This is a genomic window from Chromobacterium sp. W521 (assembly GCF_052805975.1).
Genome location: NZ_JBRBAF010000045.1, coordinates 1 through 606, shown reverse-complemented (window position 1 = coordinate 606; position 606 = coordinate 1). Strand labels below are relative to the sequence as shown.

The window sequence follows — 606 nt, the reverse complement described above, 5'->3', positions numbered from 1 at the left end:
GCTGCTCTGGATTCCTACATCCCGACTCCGGAACGCGCCATCGACAAGCCGTTCCTGCTGCCGATCGAGGACGTGTTCTCGATCTCCGGTCGCGGCACCGTGGTAACCGGTCGCGTAGAGCGCGGCATTGTTAAAGTCGGCGAAGAACTGGAAATCGTGGGCCTGAAGGCAACCGCGAAGACCACTTGCACCGGCGTGGAAATGTTCCGCAAGCTGCTGGACCAAGGTCAAGCCGGCGACAACGTTGGCGTGCTGCTGCGCGGCACCAAGCGTGAAGACGTTGAGCGTGGCCAGGTGTTGGCTAAGCCGGGTACCATCACCCCGCATACCAAGTTCGGCGCTTCCGTGTACGTGCTGAGCAAAGACGAAGGTGGCCGTCACACCCCGTTCTTCGCGAACTACCGTCCGCAGTTCTACTTCCGCACCACCGACGTAACGGGCGCAGTAACCCTGTCGGAAGGCGTTGAAATGGTAATGCCGGGCGATAACGTGGAAATCACCGTTGAGCTGATCGCTCCGATCGCCATGGAAGAAGGTCTGCGTTTCGCCATCCGCGAAGGCGGCCGTACCGTCGGCGCCGGCGTTGTTGCCAAGATCATCGCTTAA

1 protein-coding gene is annotated in these 606 nt (G+C 60.6%); it reads left to right on the top strand.

The annotated features are described in order from the left end of the window. Nucleotides 1-606: EF-Tu C-terminal domain-related protein (locus tag ACUXV1_RS23220; protein WP_446016772.1), on the top strand; the 606-nt coding region annotated here is incomplete at its 5' end.